Source organism: Turicibacter sp. KK003 (assembly GCF_037014675.1).
Classification (GTDB): Bacteria; Bacillota_I; Bacilli_A; order MOL361; family Turicibacteraceae; genus Turicibacter; species Turicibacter faecis.
Genome location: NZ_CP142738.1, coordinates 2,045,422 through 2,068,980 on the forward strand (window position 1 = coordinate 2,045,422; position 23,559 = coordinate 2,068,980).

23 protein-coding genes and 1 riboswitch are annotated in these 23,559 nt (G+C 35.9%); of the genes, 8 read left to right on the forward strand and 15 right to left on the reverse strand.

Annotated features, from left to right (window positions below):
- Positions 1–11 precede the first annotated feature (11 nt).
- The 4 genes from VXM77_RS09980 to VXM77_RS09995 form a co-directional block, all read right to left on the reverse strand.
- Positions 12–677, reverse strand: coding sequence for a hypothetical protein (locus VXM77_RS09980; RefSeq protein ID WP_338506235.1), 666 nt, complete (start codon positions 675–677; stop codon positions 12–14).
- Positions 665–1,570, reverse strand: a complete 906-nt coding sequence (locus tag VXM77_RS09985) for a hypothetical protein (protein WP_338506236.1) — start codon at positions 1,568–1,570, stop codon at positions 665–667. Before VXM77_RS09985 ends, VXM77_RS09980 begins: the two co-directional genes overlap by 13 nt.
- Positions 1,571–1,872: 302 nt before the next feature.
- Positions 1,873–2,946 (reverse strand): EAL domain-containing protein, encoded by a 1,074-nt coding sequence (locus VXM77_RS09990; protein WP_161830913.1) that lies wholly within the window; start codon positions 2,944–2,946, stop codon positions 1,873–1,875.
- Positions 2,947–2,959: 13 nt separating this feature from the next.
- A riboswitch (cyclic di-GMP riboswitch) is annotated at positions 2,960–3,044 on the reverse strand.
- A 107-nt stretch (positions 3,045–3,151) separates the two neighbouring features.
- A complete protein-coding gene (locus VXM77_RS09995; protein ID WP_161830912.1) occupies positions 3,152–3,511 on the reverse strand; it encodes a hypothetical protein in 360 nt (119 codons plus the stop codon).
- Between the two features lie 236 nt (positions 3,512–3,747).
- Here VXM77_RS09995 and VXM77_RS10000 point away from each other — a divergent pair, with 236 nt between their 5' ends.
- Positions 3,748–4,656, forward strand: a complete 909-nt coding sequence (locus VXM77_RS10000; protein ID WP_161830911.1) for an SDR family oxidoreductase — start codon at positions 3,748–3,750, stop codon at positions 4,654–4,656.
- Positions 4,657–4,762: 106 nt separating this feature from the next.
- Here the strand turns inward: VXM77_RS10000 and VXM77_RS10005 are convergent, their stop codons facing one another.
- Positions 4,763–5,740 carry a WYL domain-containing protein gene (locus tag VXM77_RS10005; RefSeq protein ID WP_161830910.1) on the reverse strand — a complete coding sequence of 326 codons (978 nt, stop codon included), beginning with the start codon at positions 5,738–5,740 and terminating at the stop codon, positions 4,763–4,765.
- Between the two features lie 260 nt (positions 5,741–6,000).
- On the opposite strand from VXM77_RS10005, the gene VXM77_RS10010 reads away from it, so the two are divergent.
- Positions 6,001–7,337 (forward strand): IS3 family transposase gene (locus tag VXM77_RS10010; RefSeq protein ID WP_161830909.1). Its coding sequence is split into 2 segments (ribosomal slippage): positions 6,001–6,391 and positions 6,391–7,337, totalling 1,338 coding nucleotides; the frame shifts between segments, so codons are not numbered across the junction.
- 191 nt (positions 7,338–7,528) lie between these two features.
- Here VXM77_RS10010 and VXM77_RS10015 read toward each other — a convergent pair.
- The 4 genes from VXM77_RS10015 to VXM77_RS10030 all read right to left on the reverse strand — a co-directional run bounded on the left by VXM77_RS10015 (position 7,529) and on the right by VXM77_RS10030 (position 9,923).
- A complete protein-coding gene (locus VXM77_RS10015; RefSeq protein ID WP_338506238.1) occupies positions 7,529–7,963 on the reverse strand; it encodes a hypothetical protein in 435 nt (144 codons plus the stop codon).
- 4 nt (positions 7,964–7,967) lie between these two features.
- Complete coding sequence (locus VXM77_RS10020) at positions 7,968–8,312, reverse strand: membrane lipoprotein lipid attachment site-containing protein (RefSeq protein WP_338506240.1); 345 nt, start codon at positions 8,310–8,312, stop codon at positions 7,968–7,970.
- A 141-nt stretch (positions 8,313–8,453) separates the two neighbouring features.
- On the reverse strand, positions 8,454–9,602 hold the full coding sequence (locus VXM77_RS10025) for a hypothetical protein (RefSeq protein ID WP_161830907.1): 1,149 nt from the start codon (positions 9,600–9,602) through the stop codon (positions 8,454–8,456).
- An 18-nt stretch (positions 9,603–9,620) separates the two neighbouring features.
- Positions 9,621–9,923 (reverse strand): hypothetical protein, encoded by a 303-nt coding sequence (locus tag VXM77_RS10030; protein WP_161830906.1) that lies wholly within the window; start codon positions 9,921–9,923, stop codon positions 9,621–9,623.
- A 219-nt stretch (positions 9,924–10,142) separates the two neighbouring features.
- Between VXM77_RS10030 and VXM77_RS10035 the strand changes: the two genes are divergently transcribed.
- Positions 10,143–10,790: a manganese catalase family protein gene (locus VXM77_RS10035; RefSeq protein WP_338506243.1), complete on the forward strand. Its 648-nt coding sequence runs from the start codon at positions 10,143–10,145 to the stop codon at positions 10,788–10,790.
- Between the two features lie 119 nt (positions 10,791–10,909).
- Here VXM77_RS10035 and VXM77_RS10040 read toward each other — a convergent pair whose 3' ends face one another.
- From VXM77_RS10040 to VXM77_RS10050, 3 genes are all read right to left on the reverse strand, one after another.
- Positions 10,910–11,800: a glucosaminidase domain-containing protein gene (locus tag VXM77_RS10040; protein ID WP_338506245.1), complete on the reverse strand. Its 891-nt coding sequence runs from the start codon at positions 11,798–11,800 to the stop codon at positions 10,910–10,912.
- 496 nt (positions 11,801–12,296) lie between these two features.
- Entirely contained in the window at positions 12,297–12,530 is a 234-nt protein-coding gene (locus tag VXM77_RS10045; protein WP_161832924.1) for a histidinol dehydrogenase, read from the reverse strand.
- 44 nt (positions 12,531–12,574) lie between these two features.
- Positions 12,575–12,844, reverse strand: coding sequence for a Mor transcription activator family protein (locus VXM77_RS10050; RefSeq protein ID WP_161832925.1), 270 nt, complete (start codon positions 12,842–12,844; stop codon positions 12,575–12,577).
- A 750-nt stretch (positions 12,845–13,594) separates the two neighbouring features.
- Here VXM77_RS10050 and VXM77_RS10055 point away from each other — a divergent pair.
- The 4 genes from VXM77_RS10055 to VXM77_RS10070 all read left to right on the forward strand — a co-directional run bounded on the left by VXM77_RS10055 (position 13,595) and on the right by VXM77_RS10070 (position 17,004).
- On the forward strand, positions 13,595–13,813 hold the full coding sequence (locus VXM77_RS10055; RefSeq protein WP_161832926.1) for a helix-turn-helix transcriptional regulator: 219 nt from the start codon (positions 13,595–13,597) through the stop codon (positions 13,811–13,813).
- Positions 13,814–14,061: 248 nt separating this feature from the next.
- Positions 14,062–15,693 carry an ISL3 family transposase gene (locus VXM77_RS10060; protein ID WP_304407259.1) on the forward strand — a complete coding sequence of 544 codons (1,632 nt, stop codon included), beginning with the start codon at positions 14,062–14,064 and terminating at the stop codon, positions 15,691–15,693.
- 137 nt (positions 15,694–15,830) lie between these two features.
- Positions 15,831–16,424: a chromate transporter gene (locus VXM77_RS10065; RefSeq protein WP_262953821.1), complete on the forward strand. Its 594-nt coding sequence runs from the start codon at positions 15,831–15,833 to the stop codon at positions 16,422–16,424.
- A 4-nt stretch (positions 16,425–16,428) separates the two neighbouring features.
- A complete protein-coding gene (locus tag VXM77_RS10070; protein WP_161831938.1) occupies positions 16,429–17,004 on the forward strand; it encodes a chromate transporter in 576 nt (191 codons plus the stop codon).
- Here VXM77_RS10070 and VXM77_RS10075 read toward each other — a convergent pair.
- Positions 17,001–17,867: a LysR family transcriptional regulator gene (locus tag VXM77_RS10075; protein WP_338506251.1), complete on the reverse strand. Its 867-nt coding sequence runs from the start codon at positions 17,865–17,867 to the stop codon at positions 17,001–17,003. The two genes, VXM77_RS10070 and VXM77_RS10075, sit on opposite strands and share 4 nt — an antisense overlap.
- A 137-nt stretch (positions 17,868–18,004) precedes the next feature.
- Positions 18,005–20,608: an ATP-binding cassette domain-containing protein gene (locus VXM77_RS10080; protein WP_161831936.1), complete on the reverse strand. Its 2,604-nt coding sequence runs from the start codon at positions 20,606–20,608 to the stop codon at positions 18,005–18,007.
- Between the two features lie 556 nt (positions 20,609–21,164).
- Between VXM77_RS10080 and VXM77_RS10085 the strand changes: the two genes are divergently transcribed.
- Complete coding sequence (locus VXM77_RS10085) at positions 21,165–23,147, forward strand: penicillin-binding transpeptidase domain-containing protein (protein WP_338506254.1); 1,983 nt, start codon at positions 21,165–21,167, stop codon at positions 23,145–23,147.
- Positions 23,148–23,191: 44 nt separating this feature from the next.
- Here VXM77_RS10085 and VXM77_RS10090 read toward each other — a convergent pair whose 3' ends face one another.
- Positions 23,192–23,488, reverse strand: a complete 297-nt coding sequence (locus VXM77_RS10090; protein ID WP_338506256.1) for a YciI family protein — start codon at positions 23,486–23,488, stop codon at positions 23,192–23,194.
- Positions 23,489–23,559: the final 71 nt, after the last annotated feature.

Genomic DNA, 23,559 nt, shown 5'->3' on the forward strand with positions numbered 1-23,559 from the left:
GGTTCTCCTTTCTAAATTTGTTTAATGGTTTTAACAACTGAACCAGGGGCAATTTCTAATTGTTCTTTATACTCAATCGTATCGATGTGACATCCCGGCCCTACAAACACACGATCGCCGTAAACCTGTTTGACTTGTGCATATTCTAAATGAATGTCCTCTCCCTCGATTAATTCACCACTTATTAACCCCGTTCGCTTTTTAAGAGAAAACCACTTATTTTGTGATAACCGTGTACTTTCTAATGAGCGTGTTATCCGAATAGTGGTTGCCGTGATGACCTCAAAAAAAGAATCCTCAACAAACAAGAGCTCTAAATGATTCGCCTCAAGTGATTCTTTTAATTTGGCTTTCCCTTCAATCACGGCCTGTTCGAACTTAAGGGATTGATCGACATGTAAATAGCCAAACACATTTAAAGTAAGTGCCTTCATCTCACCTACTACTTTACATAATCCAGAAACATGAATCTCTTTCGCTTTAAGAGATTTAGACTTTAAGGTTCCTTCAATGACGAGCTGCTGCTCACACTCAACCTCTTTTGAAAAACCAACACCTGAGACCGTAAACTGCTGACATTTAATAGGTCCGGTGAAACGACCGATCCCTTCAATACTCACATCGCCAAATGTTCCTCCACCACTTTGACCTATTCCGTTTATCTCTAAATTAAACATCGCTTCTCCTCCTGCATCGTTGCTTGTTTTACTGTTGAGGTTGAATCAACCACTAACGTCCCACCGTATTCAATCGCCTCAATTTCACAGTGCGGTCCAATCACGATATCCTGACCACGGATTTTTTTTATTCTCGCATTTTCAACATAAACAGAATCCGCTTCAATTAAGTTCCCTTTGACGACGGTTGTGCCTGAAAATAAATGACACAGTGTTGAAAATCGTGATAGTAATCCATGTTTCGGTTCTAACTCACAAATTTTAACGTCGCTCGCTCCGAGTTCATTAAATGAAGATCCAGACGTTGATGAAATCTCAACCTTTTCTGAATTAATCATGCCCTTACAATCCATCCGTCCTTTCACTTTTAAGACTTCGGATTCAACCGAATCGGCCGTCATCATTCCTCGAATCTCTAACACATGTGCACACAGTTCCCCTGTTATCGTTACCATCCCAGATATCTCTGCGTTTTCTACCTTTAAACTGTTCGCACTTAATTTTCCTGAAAGCTTTAATATCCCAACTTCAAGTTCCTGTAAGGCAGTCAAAAGGCCAGAAATTGTTAACTCACGGATATTCATCCGACTCTCACCTTTTACCTTCCCACTTACTACAAACTTTTCCTGACAACTGACGTTCTTCTTCGCTGTTAACAAACCACTTACCTTTGCCTCATGTACCTCTAGGTGATGATTGAACGTTGCTTGGCCACTTACTTCTAATTGTGACACAGTTACACCTTCATCAAACATTCCTAGCCCACTTACTTTCAAAAGCTCAGCAGTCAACGCTCCTTGAATAGATCCATATCCCGAAAGACGGACCTCTTTATAACTTCCACCTAACACCTGCTCTTTTCCACTAATAGATAAACAATCGTTACGACGCATTTTTCTCAACACCTTTCCCTATCGACAGTGTTACACTCTACTTTTAATATAACATAACAATGTTACGTTGTCACGCGTTAATAAAACATTGTTTCGCAAAAAGTTAAACAAACAAAACAGTGTGTACTAAAATAAGAATACCTGTCCTCTTCCTAAAACAGGCCTCATAGCTTAAATTAATGGTTACTTAAAAGTATCCAACCCGTCATAAAAAGAGGTGCCCTAGTTCGGACACCTCTTTTTAAATGCTTTGAGCATCATTCCCTCTATTCCTCATTGATTCGACTAAACATTTAACTTGCTCACTCTACCGATTTAAGCGTAAATACTTTGAATTCTTCTAAGCTAATCGGCGGTGAATACAAATAACCTTGAATATAGACAACACCTGGATATAATTCTTGCAAAACTTCGAGTTGTTTAGGATACTCTAACCCTTCCATCACCATTCTTTTTTGATAATATTCAATCACTTTTCCTATAAATAAGACGGATGCCTGGCGAATAAAAGAGGTTTGGATTTCATCGATAAAATGTTTATCTAGCTTAATAATGTCATAATCAATTTTATCGAGCATATCTAAATTCGCATACTCGACACCGAAATCATCGATCGCCACTTTAACCCCAAGCGATCTTAATTCACGAATCACCTGATTCGTCAAGCTTTGATTCTCAAGGTGATACTTTTCGATAATCTCAAAACAAAGTTTAATTTCAGTTAAATCCACATGAGCTAAAATCTCCTTTACCTGTTCAATAAATGAAGGGCTAGCTAGCTCTTTAAAGGAAACATTTAAAGAAATATAAAATTCGTCATCAAGATGTTGATTATGCGCTTTAATTTCTGGATAATCTTGAATCACCCGTTGTAAAACCCACAGCGTGATGCGTTCCATTAATCCAAGTTCCTCAACCGTCTCTAGAAAATGAAACGGTGATAAAATGTTATCGTTGTCTTTCATCCTTAATAACGCCTCACATGCCATCACTTTATGTTGATCTGGATTAACGATCGGTTGGTAATAAAGAATAAATTCATCATGAGCTAACTTATGGATAAATCGATACTTTTGTTTTCGCTTTTCCCAAACCGCTAAGAGACGATGAGAAAAAAAGGTTGCCACCGCCATTAAAATGAAGACTAGTCCAATCACTGAAGCCTCCATCTGTCGTTGATACTCACTAAACTCCAACTGATTCGTTGTAGGTGTTGCCAAAACAGACTGATGCGGCATCACTAATCCACCTAAAAGTATAAATCGTAACCCGAAATAATCCAAAATACTTTTCCTCAGATGAGATGATTCACCTAATGTTTCTGTTGCTAAGATTTTCTTCGTCGTAAAATTACTGCCCAAAACTTTATTAATCATCTTATCCTCCAACTACTAATTTAGCCGGTTGTACCATTTTCTCCTGACTTCCAAGGTACCCACATTCACGAAAGCCACTCATCGAATCTAAATCAGAATATTTTCTTCTTTCTAGTGTATCAGACTCTTGTGCATTCGACATCAATTATTTTTAATTAAATTTTTTAAAACTCCCCTTTTATCTAGGCAAATCGTGTTTTCGGTATTAGTTGAGTTGCTTCGTGATAAGTGTAATCACTAATTTGAGATGTTGGTGAATAATTCTAAATTTAGGGTTCCCATCGTTCATTAACACGTAATTATTCATCTTTAGTAAGAGCTTGAGTAAAAGAGGATGGATTTCACGTAAAAAACAATGAACGTGATGTTGAATGTTCCCCTTTATTTTTTTAACCCCCATCTCAATCTCTCCATAAAATAGTGTCCGATGTTTTTGATCTAAAAAATGGTTTAAAGAAGGATACCCTTTTTCAACATAAAAATTGGCTTTCTTCTTCTCCATTGACCCTTTTAGCAGCGTAAGTGCATGCGAGTGGGTCTTTGCAAATTGATTCATGCCCTTCATGTTATTCTCCCCCTATTTATCATTTCATCTCAAATATATGTCTCTTTCCCGCTATTATAACAAAAGGGTCGTGTCATTTTTTCCAAAATCCCCACTAAAATCATAAATATCACGCTTTTTTCATATATATTAATGACGAGAAATGTTTTACTTTTAAGAAGATTTGCATCCTCATCGTCACCTCTCGTATCCTATGACGTTATGCATGGAATACAGAGAAACTAAGGAGGTGTCCTATGTATCCCGTTTATAAAAAGCTTGGAACTGTTGAAAACTGTGAAGAGATTGAGGTTGCGTTTCCTTTGCAACATCAGGATCAGCAACCGGGGATGGAATATTTGATGAACCCTCGTCCCATCTCAGAAAATCCATATATTAAAGGAAGTGGGCGATTGAAAGGCAAAGTTGCCCTGATTACAGGAGGAGATTCCGGTATTGGCCGGGCAGTTGCCTATGCCTTTGCACGCGAAGGGGCCAACGTGGCCATTGCCTATTTAAACGAAGAAATCGACGCAAAGGAGACAAAGCAACATATTTTAGAACTAGGTCAGGAATGTATCTTAATTTCGGGCGATTTAACTGACATCGACCACACAAAAGAAGCCGTCGAAAAGACACTGAAACATTTTCAAAAACTTGATATCCTTGTTAATAATCACGCCGTCCAATATACTGCCGATAGTATTCTTGATATAAGTGCCGAACAATTAGATTTAACTTTTAAGACAAATATATATTCTTTTTTCTATCTTGTCCAAGCTGCGCTTCCTCATCTAAAATCGGGAAGTACAATTATTAATACGACTTCCGTCACCGCTTACGAGGGAGAAAAACAATTGATCGATTATAGTGCTACTAAAGGGGCTATTGTTGCGTTCACTCGATCGCTTTCTAGTTCCTTAGTCGATCGTGGCATTCGTGTGAATGGAGTCGCCCCTGGACCTATTTGGACCCCTCTCCAACCTGCCTCTTGGTCAGCGGAGCACATTGAAACATTCGGAACAAAAACACCAAAAGTTCCGATGAATCGGGCAGGTCAACCGTTCGAAGTAGCTGAATCTTACGTCTTCTTAGCAAGCGATGATTCAAGTTATATGACCGGACAAATTCTTCATCCAAATGGAGGAACGATTACAGGGAGTTAATGACTCAACATGATCTATGTTAATCACCTCAACTCATTCATCAGTTGTGAACCTCTCATCTATAAAAGAAGGGTGAGCCTATCTCAAACGGATAGACTCACCCTTTTTAAGCTTCTAATGGTTCATAGTAACGCTGCATGCGGTTTAAACGTGCCTTTGCTTTTTCAATTAAATCTTGTGGAGATAATAGGTGGATCCAATCCCCTTGACTAAAGATCCACATGAGTAGTCCTTGTTCATAAGCCATTGCCTCAATAATACAGTATCCGTCGCCCTCTTCAATCACTCGTGAGATAGGAAATTTATCAAGCACTGCTTCAACGGAATGACCCGTAAATTTAAACGTAAACTTAATCAACTCCCCCTGATACATCATGTTAATTTTGTTACGAAAATCACCGGATTCAAATCGGTGAGCATACGGAATTTTAAATGTTTCTTTCAACACTTGATACGATAAAATTCGATCGACACGGAAGGAAATCGGATATGGGATTTCTCTGTCGGTCACATAACACACCACATAGAAATAAAAATCACAGAACAGGAGTCCAACTGGGGCAACTGTATAAGTCGATATCGTATGATTCGCCTTTTTATATTCCATGATCATTTTATGAGAACTATCAATTAATTGACTAAAGTCCCATATGCGATCCATTAATTGTTGTTCATGTTTAAGCGGCGTAAAATGAAGCCGTTCATTACTAATAAAATTTTGGATTCTTTTTTTATCATTCATGTCTAACAACGTACAAAGGGAGTCAATCATCTGGTCAAGTTCTTCAACAGCTAACGAACGTGTACCAAGTAAGAGTTTAATCAAAACTAACACTTGCTTGGCATCTAGCGGTTGATTAACGGGATTTTTTAAGTAATACTTCTTTTTTTGATAGTCATATTCAATGTATTGGTCCCCCATCGACCCCATTCGATGACTAAAATAAGTACGTAATGTTGCAATATCCCGTTCAAACGTCCGACTATCAATCCTAAACATTTCTTGAATTTCTTCCTTTGAGACTTCACTCTTTTCTAATAACCGTTCTAGCATATATAAAATTCGTGTATTTTTATCATACATATCATTATCACCCACTACTAAAAAAATTCTCTTATCATCTACATCGGAAGTAATTCTTCATCTCCTACCATTATACTAAGCAATACCGACACAATTTGTCGGTACAAAAAAATAGTTAAAAATTATTTGTTCAAAGAAAAAGGATGACCTGTTAAGTAAACTAGAACCTATAAGATAGACACTTGAAAAAAGTGTGAGCTTATAGGTTCTTTTGTTTTATAATAGAAAAAAGATAACTTGATAGAAGAATGGTGAAGAGAATGAGTCAAAAGAAGTTTACAGAGAAAGAAATCAAAATCTTAAATAAAAATCCTTATGTTAAAAAGGTATCAGAAAAAGCAATTACTTATCAGGATGAATTTAAACGTTTATTAGTTCTACAACTGGATGAGGGAAAAACTCCCCGTATGGTTTTTGAACAAGCAGGATTTAATGTTGAAATGATTGGAATGAAACGAATTGAAGCTGCTGCTTCTCGTTGGAAATTAGCTTATAAAAAATCAGGATTAGTTGGATTAAAAGATACGCGTCAAATGAACTCGGGACGTCGTTTAAATAGGGAATTAACAGCTCAAGAACAGACAGCTAAACTTGAAGCTAAAATTAAATTATTAGAAGCTGAGAATGAACTACTAAAAAAGGTGTATTTGATGGAGAGGGGGTTACTAAACTAGCCAAATCCCTAACTCCCTCACAGAAGTATGAGTTAATTAAACAAGTCATTGAACACTTTAACTTAAAAGGTGTCATCGGCTATTTTTGTGATGTCTTAAACGTCTCACGCTCAGGCTATTATCGATATTTTAGTGATGATGCAAAACAGAATCGACTGAAGCGTGAAGAAGTTGATTTAATGGTTAGGGATCTTATTTTGAACATTTTTAATCGTCGTGGATATAAAAAGGGATCTCTTCAAATTAAAATGACATTAGAAGGTGAAATGGGGATTGTTTATAGCCTTAAACGAATTAGAGGCATCATGAAAAAATACGGAATTACCTGTCCCCATCGTCGACGTAACCCTTATTTGAAACTAAGAAAGGCAACAGAAGAACATCGCGTTGTTCTTAATCTTTTAAATCGAGAATTTAGACAAGAAACTCCAGGTAAAGTCTTACTCACTGATATTACTTATTTATATTATGGAACCGGCAAAGTAGCCTATCTATCAACTATTTTAGATGCCTCTACCAATGAAATTTTATCTTATCATGTTTCGGATAGTTTACGGATGTCATTGGTGATTGAAACGATTGAAAAACTATTTAGGAATAAACGAATCCCACTTCATCCAGAAGCTTTTAGCCACTCGGATCAAGGAGTACATTATACAAGTCCAAGCTTCCAAGCTCTATTAAAGAAAAAGGGATTAGGTCAGTCCATGTCTCGAAAAGGAAACTGTTGGGATAATGCACCCCAAGAATCCTTCTTTGGTCACTTCAAAGATGAGGCTCCTATTAAAGAATGCCAAACATTAGATGAGGTAAAGCGCGAAGTTAAACGATATATGATGTATCATAATACAGCACGTTACCAATGGAATTTAAAAAAGATGACTCCTGTAGGTTATAGAAGTCATCTTTTAAATGTAGCTTAGCTCATGTTTTTTTAAAATGTCCTTGACATAGGTTCTAGATTAAAGTTAAGGTTCATCCTTTTTAAGAACTGATTGAAAAGCAGTTTGACTGCGGTCACGATTTACTTATTTTTCTATTTAATAAGGGTCCCATCTTTTTATACCTTCACACAACACAAACATCTCATTGCTTATGGGATAGTAACTTCATCCTATTCCACATCCGACACAACATCGCTATATTCAGGAGCAAAGTAATTGGTCTCATACGATTCTATCACCAAACGCTCCCCTTGAGCAACTGGTTTTAAAACGGCGACCATATTTCCAATCAACTCACTATCCATTGCAGGCTGCCACGTTGATTTAGGTTGAAGGTATTCAAAGTAGGAATAATCGACCATTGCAGGATCAAAACGATAAATCGTTCCTTCGACTAAAAAGCGATCCTCCTCGATTTCAAACACGCGATCCACTTGAGTAAAATTTGAGGATAAAAATCCACATTCTAGTGCGGGTTGATAATAATTATCTTCCTGAAATCCCCATGTCGCACTTCCCTTTTTCTCCAACTCATGGTCAAAATAAAGACTAATTTGTTCATTAAAATTATCATAAGGAATAACATCGTAATACGTCTCATTCAATAGCTCATGATTGACTTCCCCCCCCCCCAACATATAACCAATACGCTAGATTTAACAATTCTTCATGGGTCGTTACCCCCTCTTGATAGGTGCTCATCCCTGTCTCATTTAATCTACTAAAATAATGATTAGCACGATAAAAATCCTCATTAGTTAACCGATCAGTTATCTCTTTTTTCTCTTCAAGTATCGTTGGTTTTTCTTCAGTTATCTCCGGTTTTTCTTCGGTTATCTCCGTTTTTGGCGAAGTTTTTATTTTTGAATCCACTACCTCCTCGATTCCTTTTAACACGGGTTGACACCCCGATAACAAAAGAGTCCCTATGATTAAACAAATTAACTTTTTCATCCCAGTTTCCCCCCATCTTGCTTGATGCTACGCTTATTATACCTATAATCTCCGTCAAATTCCGTCGGCAGCCATTTTGAGTTTACCTTTTTTTAACAAAAAAGAACCAAATTTCATATTAGAAATTTGGTTCTCCGTCATTTAAAATCTAGAGGCTAACTCTTCTTCACTTAAATATCTAAAATATTGTAACTCAGCCATAATAACGCCCTCTGATTCTTCAATATCTCGAACCTCAGGTACGATGTAGACCTCTAATCGATCGCCCACCTGTAATTGTGGGAATTTATTCGAAACGGTTAAAGAAATAGTATACGGGTAATCGTTGCTATATGGAACAATATTTAAAATGGCTGTATAACTTTCGGATGCGCCGTCTCCTTCCATAATATAATCAACCACCCCTGCTGTTAGAATAGGTTGTTGCTCATAATCAAAAATATCTGTTTGATAAGCCGGGATATAGTCAGTCGGAGAATAGGTTCGTTCATCTGGGATTTCTAAATGATCTTCCTCCTCTAATGTTTCAGTCTGAGGCTCTTCATATTCGGCACGATCTGCATTCACTTCTTGACTCTCATCAGAAGCCTCTTCTTCTATCCCCTCAAAATAATTCGCTTGATACTGATCAATCACATCATGTAATAGCTTTTCTGATTGAACAAATGTCACCGTCACATTTCCGATAAGTTGAGCATCCATTGAAGATGTCCACGTTGATTTAGGTTGAACATATTGAGAATAAAGATCTTCTTCCATACTTGACTTGAAACGATATAGGGTTCCCTCTACTAAAAGGCTTCCGTCCCCATTATCATATACTCGGTCAACTTGGGTCACTTTATTTTTTGAAAATCCGGTTTCAAGTAAGGGATGATAAAATGTATCCTCTTGAAATAACCACTCATCATTTCCTTCCTTCTCTAACTGACAATCAAAATAAAAATTCAATTTTTTGTTAAATTCCTCATACGGAAATGGGTTGTAAGACGCACCGTCAACCTCTACTCTATCAGGAATTTTTCCTTCAAACGCATAGAGCATAAAACCTAAATCTAATAGCTGGGTCTGATCTGGAGATTGGCTATCATACGATAAAAAACCCGCCTGACTTAACTCACTTAAATATTCATTAAGATGGGTTAATTCCTGATTTGTTAAATTTGTCGTTATTTCTTCTCTTTTCTTTGACACCTCTTCAACTGGTTGCTCCTCAATCTTCTGATCTTTTGGCGACTGACACCCAGCAAGCATTATCATTGCAAGTAAAAACCCGATTTTTTTCTTCATGACCTTCCCCCTATTTTTCTAGTAATATCCATTCTCACATAATAATTCATAACATAAATTGACTTCTTCGTCGGTAAATAACTGGGCATACTCTCCCTTCACAATGACTGCTTCCATCGTTAACTTCATTTGTCCAAGTTCGACGAGACGATTAAAGTTGTCAGAAGTTCGGCGCTTTCGAAAAATTTCGCGTGCTGTTTTAACAATGCCGAATCGTTCAATCGTTTGAACAAGACGCGTCATTTTACAACCGTACACCGTTTCAATATGTTGACAATTTTTTATCACTTCTTGTTGTAGCTTTTGTTCTAATGGGCTCATTCGTTTACAAAACTCCTATCTTCATAATTATTTTAATCTTACTCTTATTAAATATAACGATTTAAAATCTATGCTGACTAGATGTCTCTATTTTACCATTACCTATCCACTAACGTCTGCTCTTTTTTAAAAAAGGGTATAGGGAAAGAAAAAATGTCCACTCTAAGGTTGAAATTACTATCAGGAGGTTCCTCTATGTTTAAACATGAAAAATAATATTTGCACCCTGTTCGGGTTGAACGTCCAAACCCACAATATGCCATCCTATTACAAGAACAATTAGGTGGTGAAAATGGAGAGTTAAAAGCAGCATTACAATATATGTCACAAAGCTTTCGCATTAAAGACTCTGAGATTAAAGACCTCTTTTTAGACATCGCTGCTGAAGAATTAAGCCATATGGAAATTGTTGCTCAAACGATTAACCTATTAAATGGTCATGATTTAAATTACCAAGCAGCAGTTGCGGGTGAAGTAGAAGCACATGTTGTGCATGGACTAAATCCAGAACTGGTTAACTCATCAGGATTTCCTTGGACAGCAACTTATGTCAATGTTACCGGTGATTTAGTAGCTGACCTTCTCTCAAACATCGCATCTGAACAACGAGCAAAAGTTGTTTATGAATATTTATACCGTCAAATTGATGATAAATATGTAAGAGAGACGATCGACTTTCTACTCAATCGTGAAGAAGCCCATAATGCTCTCTTCCGTGAGGCCCTCAATAAAGTAAAAAATACGGGTTCTAATCGTGACTTTGGGGTAACTGAAGATTCTAAACTCTACTTTGACTTATCAAGTCCAGGGCCTAAACATGAATCGCCAAATCCAACACCTCCATCATTTGAAAACCCAAACAAATAAGATTTCATTAAAGAATAGTCATCCTCACAATAAAAGTGGACCATAAATGTGTCCACTTTTATTTTTACACTTTTTAATACATAAGACACCTGCCGATTTGACAAGGTGTCTTATGTTTTTTAGCTCTCACTTACATGTAACGAATGATCAATTAACTGCAAATTATATTGCCGAATTAATTCACCAATTCTTTGGGCGTATATTTTATTTCCCTGTTCATCCATGACCGTACTATACCCAGCATCCTCTAAAGCCTGTGCTTGGGAGCGATAGGTTTTAGCCTCGAAGACACCGTGATTTTTATATCTTGGATTGTTAACTAAAAATTCGCCATGGTCAATAAGAGATTCTTTGAATGATCCATAACTTCGAAAAGTATCCATCACTTCAGTATTATACCCCTCTGTTGTTGCAACCGTGATCGCCTCGCCATCCCAGTTAACTCCAACTTTAATTCCAAACAAGTTATTAGCTTGTAAAGATAATTCTGATTGGCCAAAGTTAGATTCTAAAATAGCTTGCGCAATTGTAATCGACGGTAATATTCCATAAAGTCGATAGTTTTCAATGGCACCTTCCTTTAAAGAGTTAATAAACATCATTTCAAATGAATCTGATTTTAATTTATGAGGAACATACCCATAATCGGCAAGCATATTTAAATGTTCATAGGCTTTCTCCCTTTCAGTTTCGCTATATGCCCTTGAGTCTAAAACTTGCTCAAAAGATTGTAAAACGCCATCTTGAATAAAATAAGAACCTACCTCTTCTAAATCTGTAGCGGAAATTTGCGATAAGTCTTTCGTATCATCGACGGCAATTAAAGCGATAAGCTCCTGCCAATTTAATTGAAACTGGTCTCCCCCTTGCTCATCGACATAATTAATAATAAAGGGAAGGTCTAATTGTTCCCTTTTTAATGAATGATTAAAATTTTCCCCTGAAAAAAAACCAAAATAACTAAGCACCAATATTGGAATAAAAAGGACTGATACAAAACTTTTCTTCATAAAATCCCCCTATTTCTAAAAGTCTACTTTACACTCAACGAAAAATGGATGAACATCCTCCCATCCAGTTGTCTTTTAGTTTATTTATTATAGCATAAATTTTAATCGGTTGACCCCTTTGGAATGTTTTCATACAAATCTACCGTATCTTTAATTAATTGTGGACATTTTTACTATAATTTATCCGATTATTATATAAATAAACAAAAAAATAACCTAATCCACTTGGGAAATTAGGTTATTTTTTTTGTTAAAAACTTATAACTCGGAGCTATTTCTTCTCCTACCTTCCTAGACGTGAGCATAAAAAAAGAGTAGTATTCGACGAGTATTCACTCTACCTCTGTTTTAATCACCCTGTTATCAACTCATTGTTTTGAGCAATTAAGATTTGTAAAAATCTTTTTCAAACGATATTCTCTTAAGGGCGAATCTAGCAATGAGCCTTTGAGATTCATATAGGTTGAACGGTTCATCATAAATTTAGATTTAGCTTTTATCTCTCTATGGCTTTCACGTATTGACCCAATTTAATCCCTTTTTCAATCTCACTCCTATACGACTCCGGCAATTGCGCATAACATAAAATATAACTAAGGGATAATTGCTTCTCTACAATCATCTTTCCGTGTTTAACCCCAAATAAATATAACATAATAACGCGATCTTGTGCCTGCGCAGCCTGATTGTATAACTCTCTTAAGGCTTTTCCTAATCGCAACTCCTCCACACATATCACCCTATCTTATTACTAAGTTCTATATTAAACGGACATTAGGTCTCTTTCGATTCGATTCCAAACTGATCAATTAATTGCTTAATCCAACGTTCAGAATACCCTAATGTTCTCGCTAAATCTCTTAAATTCTTTCCATTATAATGTTGTTTTAAATACTTCTCGGTGTATGTTTTACTATATAATCTCATTGGGAAAGACACCTGTTGTCCCCTATAATACTGATAAATCTTATGAGTCATTTCCTCGCCTAATACCTCTACCATGTCACTATAGATTCCGTTATAGTCCTGTGCCTTACCTTTCATGATTCACCTCCTTCAATAGACTCTCTCAATCATAAAGTTTTTATCCAAAATTATCATTGCAGTTTTTCCTTGTAAAATTCCACAAATAATTCCAATATTAGAGTTATTAAAGGGAGATAAATCAACAAAAAAAGCCTTTAAATCAAGGGCTTTAACACTTTTCCTCTTCTTAGATAGATAAGAATAAATAAACTAAAATTCATCCAAAATGCCTGAATTTGTCGATATTTTTTTCATATTATAACCGGTTACGCGTCGAAATTTCGATAAATAATCCATGCTTTCTAGTTAATTTGATTGCGTACCTGATATCTACTTTTTAAATTTTTAATTAAATTTTAGTGATTTTTGTCTGAGAATAAAATTTTACAGTACATTTTAAAGAGAAGCGTTTAGATAACAATACTAAACATTCACTTCCTTTTTGATCCTCCCCGGCGATCAAAAAAGCGCCTTATTCCTTTTCCCAATAATTACTATCAATGAGATAATCCATTATTATTCATACTAGTATGGGCCTAATTTATTTCTTAAAATTAGTGATATCTTCCCTCTTCAATTATCCATCAAATATCGACAAAATACCTAGAAAAACATGATATTATCGACAATTTAGTACTTATCTTTTAGTAGTTTACTAAAATCATTCCCTATTTCCCCCTTCGGTACGTTTACGCGTACCACGTCATTTTACATTATATGATATTTTTCTTGAGGGAGCAATTCTTTTCAAAGGTAGGTACTTCATAAATGTCTAAAAAAGTTATTGTGAATCTTAATGAACTACTTCAGCAAGAAGGTTTATCATTAAGAGAGTTATCTCGACTAACTGATATCCGTCATGCTGCTTTGAGTGAACTAGCTAATCAAAAGAGAAAAAACATTAATTTTAATCATATTGAGAGGATTGCAGATGCCCTAGATATTGAAGATATTCGAGATATTATTAGTATCGAAAATCAAAACTAGGGTCTTTCCCCCTACACTCATTAAAAAAGTCATCTTTCGATGACTTTTTTTTATCCTTATTATATTAAGACTCTTTACGATGTATAGGTATTTACCTATGTGTTTGATAAAATATACTTATTTCCTATATTATAAATGTCAATAAAAAAGTGTACCACGTGCTCAAAAAATAGTGGTTCTTCCTGACTTTTGGTGATAAAACGCTTTACCTGATATAATGAAAAGACATCGTAGAGAGGTATATCATCATGAATCTTAATGTCTTTTTCCCTGAAAATCTTATGATTCAATCCATTGAAAATAATGAGCATATAATCTTGATTTGTTTAAAATCTGAATCAAAATTTAACCACTGTCCCTTATGTGGGATGAAAAGTCACCAGGTACACAGTACGTATCTTAGAAAACCATTAGATGCGTCTATCCTTAATAAACCTGTTCAATTAAGGATACAAGCTAAAAAGTTTTTTTGTTTAAATCCTAACTGTAAACGTCAAATTTTTACTGAAAGATTTACTGGCTTTTTAAATGCCTATCGGCGTTTAACCATTCGTCTTGAAGAGGTTTTTCTTCAATTATCATTATCGATGAGTGCGGAAGCTTTATCACGCTTTCTTTTTAAACTTGGATATAAACGAAGTGGAGATGCACTATTAGATTTATTACGACGTATCGATTCTACTGAAAAAGATATAAAAAATCAGTCATTAACCCATATTGGGGTTGATGACTTTTCTTTTCGTCGAGGGGTCGACTTTGGAACGGTTATTTGTGATTTAGAAACGCATCGTCCGGTTGAAATTCTGGCCTCTCGTTCGACTCAAGCGTTTAAAGAATGGTTGGAAAAACATCCCTCAGTTGAATTAGTGACACGTGATCGTGCAACAACTTATACTAAAGCCATTCATTTAACGAATCCTAACATTATTCAGGTTGCCGACAAGTGGCACTTTCTTAAAAACCTATTAACGGTTGTTAAAGAAACCATTAGTTCTCGTTTTCCTAAAGGATGGTTTATCATGCCTGAATCTTCAATCACTAAAAAAACAGATCCAGCGACAGATATAACGATTACTAACGTGAACTCAATATCCAGTCATGAATCATTATCTGAAAAGGAACAAGCAAAATGGGCACTCATTTTGGAGATTCAAAAGGTCTACCAACAAGTAGGCTCTATTCGTCAAACAGCCAGACAACTTAAGTTAAGTCGGACAACCGTAGCGAAGTATATTCAGTTATCTGAACCTCCCAAGCAAATACGAAAGCCCCGTGTTAATCAATTTGTCCCCTATTTAAATCAAATCACACAATGGTGTCAGGAGGGAAAAACTGCTCGTTGGATTCATGAACAACTCATCCACCAAGGGTTTAAAGGAGGAGCTTCTTCAACTCGTCGAAAAGTTCAAGAAATTAAAGCAAATCTCCCCGTAAAAACAAGTGAGAAGGCAACAGAAAAAATATCAAAAAAATCTAGTAAATTATTGAAAGCAACGAAGTTTCAACTCACCTCATTCATTTGGCGAAAACCAACGTCTTTAACTCAACCAGAATTAAATTTATTAAATGAACTCTTTCAAGCTCATGCAGACTTAAGTGAACTATATACAGCCATCCAAGTATTTAGAGATTTGGTCACGATGGGGCAAGTATTCAAATTATCTCAATGGCTAGAACGTTACGCTACTCATGAGATTAAATTACTGCGTGAGTTTTGTCTTCGAATGAAACGTGATGAGCAATCGATCAGTAACGCATTAGTTTATCCATACACTAATGCGATTTGTGAAGGGAATGTCAACCGAATTAAAATGATTAAACGCCAAATGTATGGACGAGCAAGTTTTGAACTTCTACGTATTAAAGTGCTCTATTCCTAGAAAGGGCTTTTCACCAAAATAGCGGAAGAATCACATTTATTGTTAGCATTCATACTATATAATGAAAAAGCATGTAAAATATTCATGTTAAGGTAATTTGTTGCACTGTGAGTGTTTTTTTAAAAAGGAGCGCTGTTATGGAAAAGAAAAAATTAGATTCAAAAATTTTATGGGAGTTATTTAGGTCCACTTTTATTTTAAGTGCTTCGACTTTTGGGGGTGGATTCGTTATTGTTTCTCTGATGAAAAAGAAATTTGTAGAAGAACTAGGATGGTTAGAGGAAAGTGAAATGCTTGATATTACGGCTATTGCGCAATCTTCTCCAGGACCTATCCCAATCAATGCATCAGTTATTCTAGGTTATCGTATGCAAGGGATTATCGGATCATTAGTCGCGATTTTAGGGACATCAATTCCTCCTATTTTTATTATTTCGGTCATCTCTTTATTTTATAAGCAATTTAGAGAAAGTACAGTGATTGCGACTGCCCTTATGGTTATGCGTGCTGGGGTTGCCGCTGTTATTTGTGATGTTGTCATTAAACTTGCACAAAATATCATTAAAACAAAAAGTGTTCTTTATACATCGCTCATGTTTATTACTTTCATCATGACATATGTTTTTGGCATTAGTGCTATGACAGTTATCTTCCTATGCCTAGGCATCGGTTTTGTTACTTTATTTATGGAAATTGTGAAATCAAAACAGCAAGTGGTAAAGGAGGGCTAAAACAATGAGTATCATTTGGAGTTTATTTTTAAGTTTTATTCAAGTTGGATTATTTAGCGTTGGGGGTGGCTACGCCGCACTTCCTCTTATTCAAAATCAAATTGTTAATATTCGTGAATTAATGACATTAGCCGAATTTGCGGATCTCGTAACTATTGCAGAGATGACACCGGGACCTATTTCAATTAATGCGGCAACTTTTGTTGGAACAAAATTAAGTGGATTACCTGGTGCTTTAATCTGTACAATTGGTGTTATTATTCCATCATTCATCATTTGTTTAACATTGGCTCATTTTTACTACAAATATCGTAATTTTTCTGGTGTCCAAACCATTTTAGCAAGTTTAAGACCAGCGGTTGTGGCCCTTATTTCATCAGCTGGATTATCAATTTTAACACTTGCGATTTTCCAAGCTGAAAAACAAGATATTGTATTATCAAACTTTCGAATTGTTGAATTCTTATTGTTCGTTGTAGGATTAGTGGCCATCCGTAAATTCAAAGTTGGACCTATCCCAGTTATTTTTGGTTCGGGATTTATTGGGACACTTATTTACTTACTTCCAACGTTATTTTAATGCAGACAGTCTAAAAAATACTTTAATGAATCTGATAAAAATTTATTTTTATGGTACACAACATAAATTTCTCTTGATAATGAAACTTCTTCAAGGGCAATCTTATGTAGTGTGCCTTTTTTTAAATCTTCTTCGACAACTAAACTCGATAAAATTGCAATCCCCCGTGATTGAATCGCTGCCTGTTTTATAGATAATGTATCGGAGCTACTCCATCTTTCAAAAACATCAACTCGATATTCCTTTAAGATATTATCAAAAATAATCTTCGTCCCACTTCCCTCTTCGCGGGCAATAATATCTTGCCCTTGGAGATCGTAGATGCTTAATTTATCACATCCGTAAAAAGGATGTTGCTTTCCAACAACCAAAATTAATTGATCTTCATAGACCGATTTAGAGATTAAATCTTTACTCGATACCTTTCCTTCAACTAAGGCAACATCTAACTTACTCGATAATAAAAGTCTTTCAATCTTTCTTGTATTACGAATCATAACCTGTGTTTTAATCTTCGGATGCTGCTCGTTAAACTCATTTAAAATACGGTTTATTAATGATCCCCCGACAGTAATAGAGGCACCAATTCGTAAAGAAATAACATCCGACTTATTTTTCATCATCGTTTCCATTTCATCAAATGATTGAATAAGGTGCGTCGCGTACTTTAATAGGGCATCTCCACTTTGCGTGAGATACAATTTTTTTGACAAACGTTCGAACAATCTTACACCATAATATTGTTCTAACTCTTTAATAGCCTGACTAACCGACGGTTGGGTAATAAAAAGTTGTTCGGCTGCTGCACTCATATTTTGTAGTGATGCGACCGTAATAAAAATACGTAAATGACGAATACTCATCAAAAATTACCTCCTAATTTATATCAAACAAGTCATCATTTTACTTGATTTGTATCTTTTATCATAGCACTACACCGAAAGATCATCAACAAAAAAGATTGGCGTGGAGTATCTCCCCGTACCAATCTTTTTTAATCTTATTCTGCTCGAAGTGCAATCACCGGGTCCTTTTTAGACGCTAATCGCGAAGGAATTAAGCCTGCTATCATCGTTAGGATAACGCTAATAACGACTAACACAATGGCACCACCTAATGGTAAAGCTGCTAGATTATTAACACCTGATAAATGAGAAATAATCGAATTAATCGGGATATTCAATAAATACGTTACACCGATTCCAATCATTCCAGCTGCAAAACCAACAATCACCGTCTCCGCGTTGAAGACACGTGAAATATCGCGCTTAGAGGCACCCATACTTCTTAAAATTCCAATCTCCTTTGTTCGTTCAAGAACAGAAATATACGTAATAATCCCAATCATAATTGATGAAACAACCAATGAAATGGACACAAACCCAATAAGTAAATATGTAATCATATCAATAATAGAGGTCATAGAGGAAGTCATAAGACCGACCATATCTGTATATTCAATTGTATTACTATCATGCCCCGCCTTTTGTTGGTCCTCATTATATTGTTCAATAGCTTGAGTTACAGTCTCTCGCGAGCTAAAATCCTTTAAATATAGGGAAATCGTCGCTGGCTTATTTAAATCACGGGCACCCAATAGTTGTAAATTATTATCATAACTTGCTGATAATGTATCTGCATAAGCTTTCAAATAATTAACCTGCTCACTCTCTGGAAGGGCAGCTAACATCATTTTTTGTTCGTCTGTTAACTGTGATAATAGCTCCTCCTGTGTTGTAAATTCTCCTGTGGCAAACGGCTGATTTGTGAATACATTGATTGTTGCATTTGCCTTTTGTTCTTGGACAATCTCACTCTGATTGATCTTTTCAATCACGTAATCGATTAAATCACGACGATAGGCCACAGTTCCCGAAATGGTTGTTGCAACTGCCTCTTTATTTGGTCGAATGATTCCAACCACCTGAATTGGAATAGATTTTTCACTGATTAAGGTTGAAAGATAAGTCTCATCCGCTGTACGATCGACCCAGGTATCTCCAACTTTTTCATAATAATCAGAATTTAAGACAAGTTTGAATTCTTGCTTTAAAATGTCATCATAGGTATACGATTGCTTTGGATACTTGTCATAATCAATCGCCACTCCCTCTTCAACCGCTGCTTGGATTTCTTTATATTCCTCAACATCTTTTAATCCTAACGCATAAAGTGTCATATCCGAAATTTCATTCGAGTCATCGACAACCACAACCACCTCATTAAAGTTCTGAGGCCAAGCTCCTGCAATTAAATCATATTGCCCAAAAAGTAACTCTTGGTTATCTATCATCTCGGTCCAGATTCCCGTCGATGACATTCCCACGGCACTTCCTAACTCTTCATTCATCATCTGTGATTGCTCTGTTTCAAGTAGTGGACTAGGATTAACTTTAATCATTCCATCCTGTGTATCAGATTTATAAATTTGTAAATCTAGATCGTACCCATATTGAATCGCATTTGTTTGATCTTTAATTACCTGTCCATCCTTGCTCTCTAAAAACGATTTAAACTGAGCTAAATTATTATCTGAAAGTTTAACCGATGCTAATTGTAATATATCTGCTGCATAACCACCCTGATAAATTTTATCTGTTTCATGCTCCTCTTCTCCACTCATATTTAATAAAGTATCGATATGTTGTTGGCGAGTTGAGAGTAAATCAATTCCCTGTTGCGCAATCGTAATGGGATATGATGATAACGTATCTTCTTGAACTTGATTAATATACTCCCGCATTCCACTTGAGAGCGATAAAATCATTGCAATTCCAATAATTCCGATACTCCCAGCAAAAGCCGTTAAAATCGTTCGTCCTTTTTTAGTTTTTAAGTTGTTAAAGCTTAAAGATAAGGCTGTTAAAAAAGACATTGAAACATGTCGACCTTTTTCTTCCTTTTCCGAAGATGGTGTCTGCACAATCTCTAATGGACTCGTATCATCTTGGATTCTTCCGTCCAATAGCCGAATAATCCGTGTTGAATACTGTTCTGCTAATTCCGGATTATGTGTGACCATGATAACCAATTTATCGCGGGCGATTTCTTTTAATAATTCCATAATTTGAACACTCGTTTCAGTGTCTAATGCACCTGTCGGTTCATCGGCTAATAAAATTTCAGGGTTATTAATTAAGGCCCGAGCAATAGCTACCCGCTGCATTTGTCCCCCTGACATCTGATTCGGCTTCTTATGTAAATGATCCGCCAAACCTACTTTAGTTAAAACCTCAGTAGCACGCCGTCTTCGTTCCGATTTAGACACCCCCGCAAGAGTGAGCGCTAATTCAACATTAGCCAATACTGTTTGATGTGGAATTAAATTATAACTTTGAAAAACAAAACCAATCGACTTATTTCGATAAAGGTCCCAATCTGAATCTTTATATTTTTGTGTTGATACCCCATTAATAATTAAATCACCGGTTGTATATTGATCAAGCCCCCCAATAATATTAAGGAGGGTTGTCTTCCCGGAACCACTTGGTCCTAAAATAGAAACAAATTCATTCGCTCTAAAATTAATGGATACTCCTTTTAACACTTTTTGGGTCGAATCACCAATCATATAATCTTTAACAATATTTTTTAACTGTAACATTTCTCTCCTCCTCTTTTAAGCCTGGATTTTACCACCTTTAAATAAACTCAAAATAAACTCTCCAACTAAAAAAACCTTACAACATATCTATCTTTCATCTAAAGCGCCCTAATAAAACCGTCGCACATAATAAATTACCCCTGCCATTGGGTCTAAAGATCAAGTTTATTTTTCTACGACAAATACTTTATCTATCTCTTCTTCGTCTATTTATGTTTAGCACTCCACGATTTAAAAGTCAGCCTAACTTCTAGGCTACTAAGGTCATTATGGACACTCCCTCATTCTATGATACAAACTTTTGATATATTTTGTTTTTTTCGTTTAAACGTTTTCAAGTCATCCCACAATAAAAGAAAATAAAAGCGGAATAATCCCCGCTCCATTTCAATAATTTATAACAAATGAGAAAATGTGAATCCTTCGCCTCTTCTCAAAAGGAGGAACGTATACTTCATTCACTAAATCGAGTATAATTGACAAAAGAACTATATTCTTTCTAGTCTACTTAGCTGTTGTCAATTTATAACCATTAAACATCAAAAGGAGGTTTCAAATGAAAAGAATTCTATCCGTTCTTTTACTCTGCATCGTTATCTTAACTGGTTGTTCCTCAAATGCTGATGAACTGCTTTTTAAAAATTTTACCGAAACACTTTCGGGTGGAGATTACGCCGCGCTTTATCAGCTACTGAGTGAAGAATCAAAACAAAGAATAACAGAAGAGGAATTTGTAACAAAATACAAAAGTATTTATTCTGGAATTAAAGCCACACATTTTACATTTGAAATGGGAGAAATTGATCATAAAAATGACATTATCCCTTTCAATTTAACAATGGATACTATCGCAGGAACATTAAAGCTTAAGGATTTTGCACTTCCATTTGTTAAAGAAAATAAGGAGTTAAAAATTCTTTGGAGTGAAAGTTTAATTTTTCCAACGATGAAACGCGGCGATAAAGTACGAATTAGTACGAAAACTGCGAATCGCGGAAGTATTCTCGACCGAAACAATGAAGCTTTAGCGACTGATGGCGACTTAATTAGCGTTGGAATTCACCCCGCCGTATTCGAACAAGAAAATGAAGCTGAAAAAATAGCTAAAATTTCTGAGTTACTCGATATTAGTGAGGAAACTATTACAAAAAAATTAAAGGCAAATACGAATAAGGAATACTTTGTTCCACTGGTTGATCTTCTCCCCGATGCGAAGGCACTCGTCATACTAGAAAGTTTAAATTTAGATGGCGTTATTAAACAGGCAAAACATGGACGTATTTATAAAGACAGCGAAGCCTTTGGAAGATTACTCGGTTACATTCGTCCCATTAATGAGGAAGAGTTGTCAAAAGATACAGAGGGTATTTATACTGCTCAGTCTATGATCGGTAAATCTGGGCTTGAGCAAGTCTATGAAACAACCTTACGTGGAATCAACGGTTATGAAATTTATATCGAGCGTGAGGGTGAAAAAGTTGACACGTTGATTAGTAAGGAACCTGAAAATGGGAAGGATATTCACTTATCCCTCGACTCTAACCTTCAACAAATTGTCTACGATAGTATGAAAGGGCAAAAGGGATCATCGACAGCAGTTGATTCAACAACGGGGGAAGTCTTAGCACTTGTAAGTTCACCTTCCTATAACTCTAACTGGTTTACAACCTATATGACAAAAAGTGTTCAACAACAACGCGAGGCAATTGGTTATGAAGACGAGAAAAACCGATTTGCTAGCCTCTATTCCCCTGGGTCTACATTTAAATTGATTACAGCGGCAACTGGGCTTGAAAATGGAACATTAAATCCAAACGAAGTTAAAACCATCAATGGTTCTACTTGGCAACCTAATCGTTCATGGGGAAATTATAATATTCACCGCATTAACGATCAAACATCTATTAGCCTTAAAGAAGCGATTAAATATTCCGATAATATTTATTTTGCAATGAATGCCCTAGCTATGGGAAGCGACGCTCTTATTCAGGGGGCTAATAATTTCACCATCGGAAGCGATTTAAATATTGGTTACCCAATTAAGGAAAGTCAGATTTCTAATAGTGGATCACTAACGGGAGATATTTTACTAGCAGATACAGGCTACGGACAAGGCGAAATTTTAGTTTCCACTTTAAATATGGCACTTGCGTATAGCTCACTTGCCAACAATGGAAGCATTATGTCCCCGCATCTTGTTTTAAGTGAAGATTATCAGTCAACAGTTTTAAAGGATGCGATTATTTCAGAACAGAATCTATCCATTCTACAAGCCGATTTTCAAGCAGTCGTAAATGATGCTGACGGAACGGGCCACCTTGCTAAAATAAATGGGGTTCAATTAGCCGGAAAAACGGGAACGGCGGAAATCAAATCAACTCAAGGACAAACTGGAAGTGAAAATGGTTGGTTTGTTGCAACTGATTTAGGATCGTCTAAATTATCAGTTGCAATGGTTGTAGAGGATGTCCAAGAAGGTGTCGGCACATTAGGTGTTGTTAAAATGGTTAAAGAGGTTTTCGTTAATTACCTTAAATAATGAAAAAGGTAGGAACTTCTCTCACGAGAGTCTCCTACCTTTTTTTATTTTTCGAGCCATTGGGCTAAATTTTGAGTTAAAAAATGGGGTGAAAATTCAATAATGCGATACGTTTGAATCCCGTATGTATAAAAAGGTTCATTTTCTAAATAGGTTTGTACATAAGCTAAGGAATCGGACCTCATTATAAACAATCCGCCACTCATATCCTCCTTAAGACCTGCCATTAAAATATTTCCCGCGTCCATTTCCTTTTGCGTATAACTCTTATGTTCCATCATTACCTTTTCATTCATTTGTTCTATATGTTGGAGTGTCCCTTCTACCATAAAAAACTTCATTCATAAGCACCTCTATTTCTATTCGTTTCAATTATTCTAATTCAATCACATCACTGTTGTCTATGAAAATA